Annotated in this window: 10 protein-coding genes; 7 read left to right on the top strand and 3 right to left on the bottom strand. The window is 70.4% G+C overall.

The features are described from left to right. Nucleotides 1-236: 236 nt before the first annotated feature. From ACIG87_RS30890 to ACIG87_RS30880, 3 genes are all read right to left on the bottom strand, one after another. On the bottom strand, nt 237-434 hold the full coding sequence (locus tag ACIG87_RS30890) for a DUF397 domain-containing protein (RefSeq protein ID WP_396855146.1): 198 nt from the start codon (nt 432-434) through the stop codon (nt 237-239). A 112-nt stretch (nt 435-546) separates the two neighbouring features. Beyond that, nucleotides 547-732: a DUF397 domain-containing protein gene (locus ACIG87_RS30885; protein WP_396855150.1), complete on the bottom strand. Its 186-nt coding sequence runs from the start codon at nt 730-732 to the stop codon at nt 547-549. A 1-nt stretch (nt 733) separates the two neighbouring features. Beyond that, nucleotides 734-1669 (bottom strand): helix-turn-helix domain-containing protein, encoded by a 936-nt coding sequence (locus ACIG87_RS30880; protein WP_396855145.1) that lies wholly within the window; start codon nt 1667-1669, stop codon nt 734-736. A gap of 363 nt (nt 1670-2032) precedes the next feature. Between ACIG87_RS30880 and ACIG87_RS30875 the strand changes: the two genes are divergently transcribed. The 7 genes from ACIG87_RS30875 to ACIG87_RS30845 all read left to right on the top strand — a co-directional run bounded on the left by ACIG87_RS30875 (nt 2033) and on the right by ACIG87_RS30845 (nt 6537). Further along, nucleotides 2033-2269 carry a hypothetical protein gene (locus ACIG87_RS30875; protein WP_396855144.1) on the top strand — a complete coding sequence of 79 codons (237 nt, stop codon included), beginning with the start codon at nt 2033-2035 and terminating at the stop codon, nt 2267-2269. Continuing rightward, nucleotides 2254-2544 carry a hypothetical protein gene (locus ACIG87_RS30870; protein WP_396855143.1) on the top strand — a complete coding sequence of 97 codons (291 nt, stop codon included), beginning with the start codon at nt 2254-2256 and terminating at the stop codon, nt 2542-2544. The genes ACIG87_RS30875 and ACIG87_RS30870 overlap by 16 nt, the downstream gene beginning before the upstream one ends. Next, on the top strand, nt 2541-2786 hold the full coding sequence (locus ACIG87_RS30865; protein WP_396855142.1) for a hypothetical protein: 246 nt from the start codon (nt 2541-2543) through the stop codon (nt 2784-2786). The genes ACIG87_RS30870 and ACIG87_RS30865 overlap by 4 nt, the downstream gene beginning before the upstream one ends. Beyond that, nucleotides 2783-3502 (top strand): GPP34 family phosphoprotein, encoded by a 720-nt coding sequence (locus ACIG87_RS30860; RefSeq protein ID WP_396855141.1) that lies wholly within the window; start codon nt 2783-2785, stop codon nt 3500-3502. The genes ACIG87_RS30865 and ACIG87_RS30860 overlap by 4 nt, the downstream gene beginning before the upstream one ends. Nucleotides 3503-3758: 256 nt before the next feature. Then, on the top strand, nt 3759-5249 hold the full coding sequence (locus tag ACIG87_RS30855) for an APC family permease (protein WP_396855140.1): 1491 nt from the start codon (nt 3759-3761) through the stop codon (nt 5247-5249). 17 nt (nt 5250-5266) lie between these two features. Beyond that, nucleotides 5267-5917 carry a GNAT family N-acetyltransferase gene (locus ACIG87_RS30850; RefSeq protein WP_396855139.1) on the top strand — a complete coding sequence of 217 codons (651 nt, stop codon included), beginning with the start codon at nt 5267-5269 and terminating at the stop codon, nt 5915-5917. Between the two features lie 5 nt (nt 5918-5922). Next, a complete protein-coding gene (locus tag ACIG87_RS30845; protein ID WP_396855138.1) occupies nt 5923-6537 on the top strand; it encodes a hypothetical protein in 615 nt (204 codons plus the stop codon). Nucleotides 6538-6550 lie beyond the last annotated feature (13 nt).

The following is a 6550-nucleotide window of genomic DNA, read 5'->3' as shown; positions in this document are numbered from 1 at the left end:
CTCGCCCCATCGCCGCCGTCCAGTTAGCTCCTCGAGTAGCCCCCGAAACCCCGGTCAAACCCTCGGCGGACGAAACCTCTCGAATCAACCTCTCACGCCGTTACGCGGAAAGGCTCACTGCCATCCCGGCTACGCTGAGAGCCTGAAGTTTCGGGCCAGGGCCGCCGTGATTGTCAGGGCTGCGCTACCGAATGTAGCCGGTGCACCGGCTACATTCGGTAGCGCAGCCCTTCTGGTTACGGGGTCAGCACGCCCTCCCGCAGGGCACCAGTGAGGGCCCCCGTCACCGCGATCTGGCCACCCTGTGGGTTCTTGCTGTCCCGGACGAAGACCGCATCCTGGCGGGCGAGCAGGTTCGTCGCCACCTCGACGCAGTCTCCTCCGTTGCCGCTGCGGGTGCTCTTGCGCCACCTGGCGCCAGCCGAGTCAGCCACTCGCGTATCCCTTCTTCCGCGTTTCCTTACCGCTCTGGTCGACACCGCTCGGTTCAGGGCGTGCCTCTCCAGGTCGACCAACGCCAGCCAGTGGGACGAACGACTGGTCCCGCTACCGGCTGCTGCTGCCCAGGCTTGCGGTGAACGCCTGCCACGACGCAGGCGCGAACGCCAGGACCGGCCCGTTCGGGTCCTTGCTGTCCCGCACGGCCACCACACTGGGCAGGTTGTCGGCCACCTCGACGCAGTTTCCCTGGTTGCCGCTGCGGGTGCTCTTGCGCCAGCGGGCCGTCGTCATGTCAGCCACGGGTGAATACCTCCATCACTTCGGTGATCAACTTCCTCGACGAGTGCTCGTCGAGTGCTCGTGAGGTCACGTCGTTCCAGGCCAGCTCGTAGGCCGCAACCTCGGTCAGCTTGTTCAGATAGAGCGCGCCAGTGAGGCTGTCGACATAGACCAGCGGGGGTTCGAGGGGCTCCGAGCTGCCCGGCAGGGCCGGGAACTGCAGGATGGTGAACGCCGAGTTCATTCCACCGTGCACGCCCGCCTCGAAGGAGAGAACCCTGAGCGAAACGCTCGGTGACCGGGTTACGTCGAGCAGGTGCTGTAGCTGAGCACGCATCACCTCGGGACCGCCGACGGCTCGGCGGAGGACTGCCTCGCTCAGGACGATCGAGAGATGCGGCGGGCGGGGGTTGGACAGCAGGCGTTGACGCTCCACGCGGAAGTCGACCTGACGATCGACCTCCTGCTCGTCGATGAGCCCCTGCGGCACACCGGTCACCTCCCTGGCGTACGCGCGGGTCTGGAGGAGGCCGGGCACGGACTCCGGCTCGTAGTTCCGGATGCGGTCGGCGCTGGCTTCCAAGCGAACGAACAGGCCGAACCAGCTCGGCAGGCTGGTGTTGGTGTAGTCGTGCCACCAGGCACTCGCGCCATTGCTGCGAGTCTCGGCGGCGAGCGCGAGCAGGTCGGCGCGGTCGTCCGCGCTGGCCTCGTACAGCTCGCACATGGCCTTGACTTCGATGTCCCGAAACTTGACGCGGTGGTCACCGGCCTCGATCCGATGGATCGTCGCGGGGCTGCGCTGGAGAAGCGCAGCCGCCCTTTCCTGACTCAGCCCGGCCTCCTTGCGGAGCGCCGTCAACTTGCGCCCGATCCTCCGCCTCAACAGGGCTGATCCGTCCGTGTCAGGCACGGAGCCTCCTATCACCGATTTGCCAAACAGCAGCATACAAACGAGGGGCCACTTGATCACAGGGCGATGTTTGCCGCCCTGACCAGGACTAACATCCGGCGATCACCCGAAACATGCATCCTCTCTCACGATTTCCCTCATCATGATGCCTTGCATCCTGCCTAGTTGCATCACACGATGGCAATCAGCAAGCCGTTGCCGCAGCACCCCTCGACGCAGCAGCGGCACCTCGGGCAGGAGTGCGAAGTGCGTCCCGTGACCAGAGACCACTCTCCTGAGGATCTGCGGCGTGAAGAAGTCGGATGCGGCCCCGCGCGGGCGGTCCCTTCTCCCACCGTTCGAGCTGCACGGCCACTGCCGGAAGGCCCGGTCGCGCATCCACAGAGGAAGGTGAGGGCGTTGACCCGTGTCAAGTGGTTCGTTCCTCGGGACGGGCAGGCGTACCAGCCGTTCGGTATCGATCGGGAGGGCGCGGCCACCCTCTACGGTCACCGGGGCGGTTGGAGCCGAGCCGACGAGGCCACGGCCCAAGACGTGGCGCGGGACAACCGGCGCTTCTGGGCCGGCCTCGGCCGCCCGGCGCAGGCCCCGGCCCGCCCGAGGCGACTCCGCTGGCGTTGGTGGCCGCGCGCATGACCGGCAGCAACCTTCCCCCGCCCCGGGTCGCCCCGGGCACCCTGCTGCAACTCGACGGCGACGACTGGTCCTTCGGCCGCGACCTGATGCCCGGCACCCACGTCGATGTCGTCCTGGTGCGGTTGCGCACCGACCTCGCCCATCTCAGTGACGAGTGGATGTGGGTCCTCGGCCACCGTCCGCAGTGCGAGTACCCGCACGTGGAGCAGCACCCGCCCTGCCTGGAACTGCGGGTCCGCATCACCGCGCTGCGTCGTTACGGCAGCGCACGATGACCGGCGCCCACGAGAGCGCCCACCCCGCAGCCCGGTACGACTCGGCCCGCAGGACGGTCCTGGGCCACCTCGGCCGCACCTGCTTCGAGTGCCGCGACGACGGGTGCGCGCAGCACCGCTGGGCCATCGCGGAGCTGCGTCACCACCCGATCGGCCGTGGCCTCCTCGAACGTCACGGCCTCCTCGACCCCTCCGACGACGACCCATCCGACGACCCGACCCAGGAAGGCCAGCAGCGGTGAACACCTCCCCCGCCGTCGGCGACGAGCACACCCGGCCCGCCCACCAGCCGGTCCGTGCGGTCGCCACCGCCCACCGTCCGCCGCCGCTGATCGCCAACGACTTCTACCTCCTGGCCCACGACGATCAGACCGGGCAGCCTCGCCTGTTCCACACCGCGTTGTCCCTCGGGCTGGCCGCCGGGCTGCTCATGGAGCTGCACTACGCCGGCCGGATCAGCTTCTCCCGGGGCCGCGTCCATGTCTGGCGCGACGGCCCCACCCCGGCGGACTGGCTGCAACACAAGATCCTCGACCGGATGCTCACCGAGCCGCAGGACACCCCCGTCCGGGAGTGGCTGTCGTACCTCGCCACCACCGCCGGCGAACAGGTCGCCCACCGCATGACCCAGGCCGGTCTGCTCCGGGAGCAGACGACCGGCCGGAGGTGGCGACGGCGCACCGTCTACGTGCCGACGGACATCAACGCCGCCGCCTGGCCCTGGGCCCGACTGTCCCAACAGCTCCGCAACCGCCGCGACCTCCACGAGCACGACGTCCTGCTCGCCGGTCTGGTCCTGCACACCCAACTGGACACGGCGCTGCTCGACGGAGCCTCCTGGGCCGCCCGTGACTACCTGGGCCGCCTGGTCGGGCAGCTCTGGCCGCCCTGGCCGGAACTGCTCGGCGAACTCGGCGCCGCCGTCGGCGCAGCCGTGCTGAGCCACCGCACCTCCTGAGCGTGCGCGAACCACTGTCTGCTGCCGCCCGCCGGCAGCATCCTGCTCGTCGCCGCCGCCGTCAGCGGCAACGACCCGAGCGCGAACCTGGCCGGTGCGCCCTGGCAGCTCGCCGCCGCCCAGGCCATCGGCGTCCTCGCCTACACCTCCGTGACCCGCGTCCTGGCCGCCGTCGCACCCGCCGCCCTGTTCCCGCCCCACCCCACCGCCTAACCCCGTCCCGATCTCCCCACATACCTGCGCGGAAAGAGGCCCCATGTCCCCGACCCCACCCGACACCATCTCCGCGGCCCTGGCGCGTGGTCGACTCGGCATTCCCGCCGTGGTGTTCTTCGTGATCGCCGCCGCCGCGCCGCTGACCGTCGTCGCCGGCGGCGCGACCACCGGGTACGCCGTCACCGGCGTGACCGGCATCCCGGTGGCGTACCTCGTGGTCGCCGCCGTGCTCGCCTTGTTCGCGGTCGGCTACGTGGCGATGTCCCGACACATCGTCAACGCCGGAGCGTTCTACACCTACGTCACCCAGGGACTCGGCCGCCCGGCCGGCGTCGCCGCCGCAGCTGTCGCGTTGCTGGCGTACGCCGCCATGCAGATCGGCTTGTACGGAGGCTTCGGCGCGGTCCTCGCCCAGTTCCTCCACGACCGGTACGGGTGGGGCGTCACCTGGTGGCTGTGCGCCATGGCCGCCTGGGCGGCGGTGGCGGTCCTCGGGGTGCTGCGCATCGACCTCAACGGCGCGGTCCTGGCCGTCATGCTGATCGCCGAGTGCGCGGTGGTGGTCGTCTTCGACGCTGTCATGGTCACCCACCCCGCCGGCGGGACCGTCACCGTCGACACCCTCGCCCCGACGCACGTCTTCGCCGCCGGGATCGGCGCGGCGCTGGTCACCGCGATCACCGGGTTCGTCGGCTTCGAGGGGACGGTGGTGTTCTCCGAGGAGACGAAGGACCCGCGCCGCACCGTCGCCCGCGCCACCTACCTCGCCGTGACGGTCACCGGCCTGCTCTACGGCCTGTCCGCGTGGGCGATGTCCGTCGCCACCGGCCCGGACCGGATCGTCGACGCCGCCCGCACCGACGGCACCGACCTCATCTTCCACCTGGTCTCCCCGCACCTCGGCGGAAGCGTCGTGACCATCGGCCGGGTCCTCTTCGTCACCAGCCTGTTCGCCGCGCTGCTCAGCTTCCACCACACCGTGGCCCGGTACCTGTTCGCCCTCGGCCGGGAACGGGTCGCCCCCGCCGCCTTCGGCCGGACCAGCCGGCGCACCGGTGCGCCGAAGGTCGGCTCGATGACCCAGAGCGGCCTCGCGCTGGCCGTCCTCGTCGGCTACGCGGCGGCCGACGCCGACCCGATCGTGCACCTGTTCTTCTGGGTCACCGTCACCGGTGGGCTCGGCGTCCTGATCCTGATGACCGTCACCTCCGCCGCCGTCGTCGGCTACTTCGCCCGGACCAGCCACCACGAAGGCTGGTGGCGGGCCACGGTCGCGCCGCTGACCGCCACGCTGGCGCTGGGCGCGATCCTCACCGTCACCATCCGCGAGTTCGACACCCTGCTCGGCGTCGACCCGCACTCCCCGCTGCGCTGGCTCTTCCCCGCCGCCTACGCCGCCGCCGCGCTCCTCGGCGCGGTCTGGGCGCTGACCCTGCGCACCACCAACCCGCCCGTGTACGCCGCCATCGGCTTGGGCGCGGACAGCCACACCCGGCCCCTGCGCAACGACCCGATCCGCCAACCCGCCTGACCCAGCGAGGAGACACAATGACCCACACCGACACCGTACGTCGTGCGACACCCGAGAACGCGGGGCCGCTGATCGCCGTCCTCGCCGAGGCTTTCCACGACGGACCCGTCGCCGACTGGCTGATCCCCGACCCCGCCGACCGCCGCGTGGTCTTCTACCGCTACTTCAGAGACGTCTTCCACCACGGCCTGGCACACGGCCACGTCGACACCACCGCCGACCTGTCCGCCGTGGCGATCTGGTACCCCCGGCTCAACCCACCCCAGAGCCACGCCCGGGAACGCCAGGAAGCCCTGGAACGCGCCACCGGCCACTATGCGCCGAAGTTCACCCTGATGGAAGCCATGTTCGACGCCTTCCACCCCGACGAGCCACACCACTACCTCGCCTACGTCGCCGTCGACCCCGAGCAACAGAACCGGGGCATCGGCGCAGCCCTGCTCCACGACCACCACCGACACCTCGACAAGCTGGGCCTACCGGCGTACCTGGAAGCCAGCAACACCCGCAACCGCCAGCTCTACCGCCGACTCGGCTACACCGCCGGCCCACCGCTGATCCTGCCCACCGACGGCCTACCGATCTGGCGGATGTGGCGCGGCCGACAAACCCCCACCGGCCGATCACCATTCCCACCCGACCCGCAGCCCCGACAGCCGACCCGGTGAACCCGATGGCCGCGCTCCGACCCGCACAACCCGGCGACGTGCCCACGATCACCGCACTGCTCGTCGAGGCCATCACCGCCGACCCCGTCACCGAATGGTTGGTGCCCGACCCCGTCGAACGGCAGACGGTCTTCCACGGCCTGCTGGCCATGGAGATCGACCACGCCATCGAGTGGGGCCACATCGACGTCCCGCTCGACCTGACCGCAGTCGCGGTATGGCACCGCCACCCCGTCCCCGACACCGCCGTGCTCTCCGAACACCACCTGGACGTCTTCGCCGGCCGAGCGCTGACCCGGTTCCGGCAACTCCGCGCACTGACCGGCAGCTACCGAGCGGACGCGCCACACCACTGGCTGTCCTGGCTCCACGTCACCCCCACCCGACGGGGACAGGGCATCGGCGGACACCTGCTCGACCGACACCACCACCGTGCCGACCAGCTCGGCGACCCGTACGACACGGTCGTGACGACGGAGACGGCCCGGGATTTCCTGCGCGGCCACGGCTACCGCGCCGGCCTGCCCCTGCACCTGCCCAGCGGGCCCCGACTCTGGCCGCTCACCCGTAGCAGCAACCCGGCCAGCACCCGTCGGACCACACCCCACGCCGCCGGCTGATCGGACACCTGAC

Source organism: Micromonospora sp. NPDC051925 (assembly GCF_044548625.1).
Taxonomy (GTDB): Bacteria; Actinomycetota; Actinomycetes; order Mycobacteriales; family Micromonosporaceae; genus Micromonospora.
Note: the sequence above shows the minus strand (reverse complement) of the source record. Positions and strands in the feature narration are given on the sequence as shown.

What these genes read in the sequence shown, in the direction of transcription:
- ACIG87_RS30885 (WP_396855150.1), bottom strand. Translation starts at nt 732, where the DNA reads ATGACGACGGCCCGCTGGCGCAAGAGCACCCGCAGCGGCAACCAGGGA.
- ACIG87_RS30880 (WP_396855145.1), bottom strand. Translation starts at nt 1,669, where the DNA reads ATGCTGCTGTTTGGCAAATCGGTGATAGGAGGCTCCGTGCCTGACACG.
- ACIG87_RS30865 (WP_396855142.1), top strand. Translation starts at nt 2,541, where the DNA reads ATGACCGGCGCCCACGAGAGCGCCCACCCCGCAGCCCGGTACGACTCG.
- ACIG87_RS30855 (WP_396855140.1), top strand. Translation starts at nt 3,759, where the DNA reads ATGTCCCCGACCCCACCCGACACCATCTCCGCGGCCCTGGCGCGTGGT.
- ACIG87_RS30850 (WP_396855139.1), top strand. Translation starts at nt 5,267, where the DNA reads ATGACCCACACCGACACCGTACGTCGTGCGACACCCGAGAACGCGGGG.
- ACIG87_RS30845 (WP_396855138.1), top strand. Translation starts at nt 5,923, where the DNA reads ATGGCCGCGCTCCGACCCGCACAACCCGGCGACGTGCCCACGATCACC.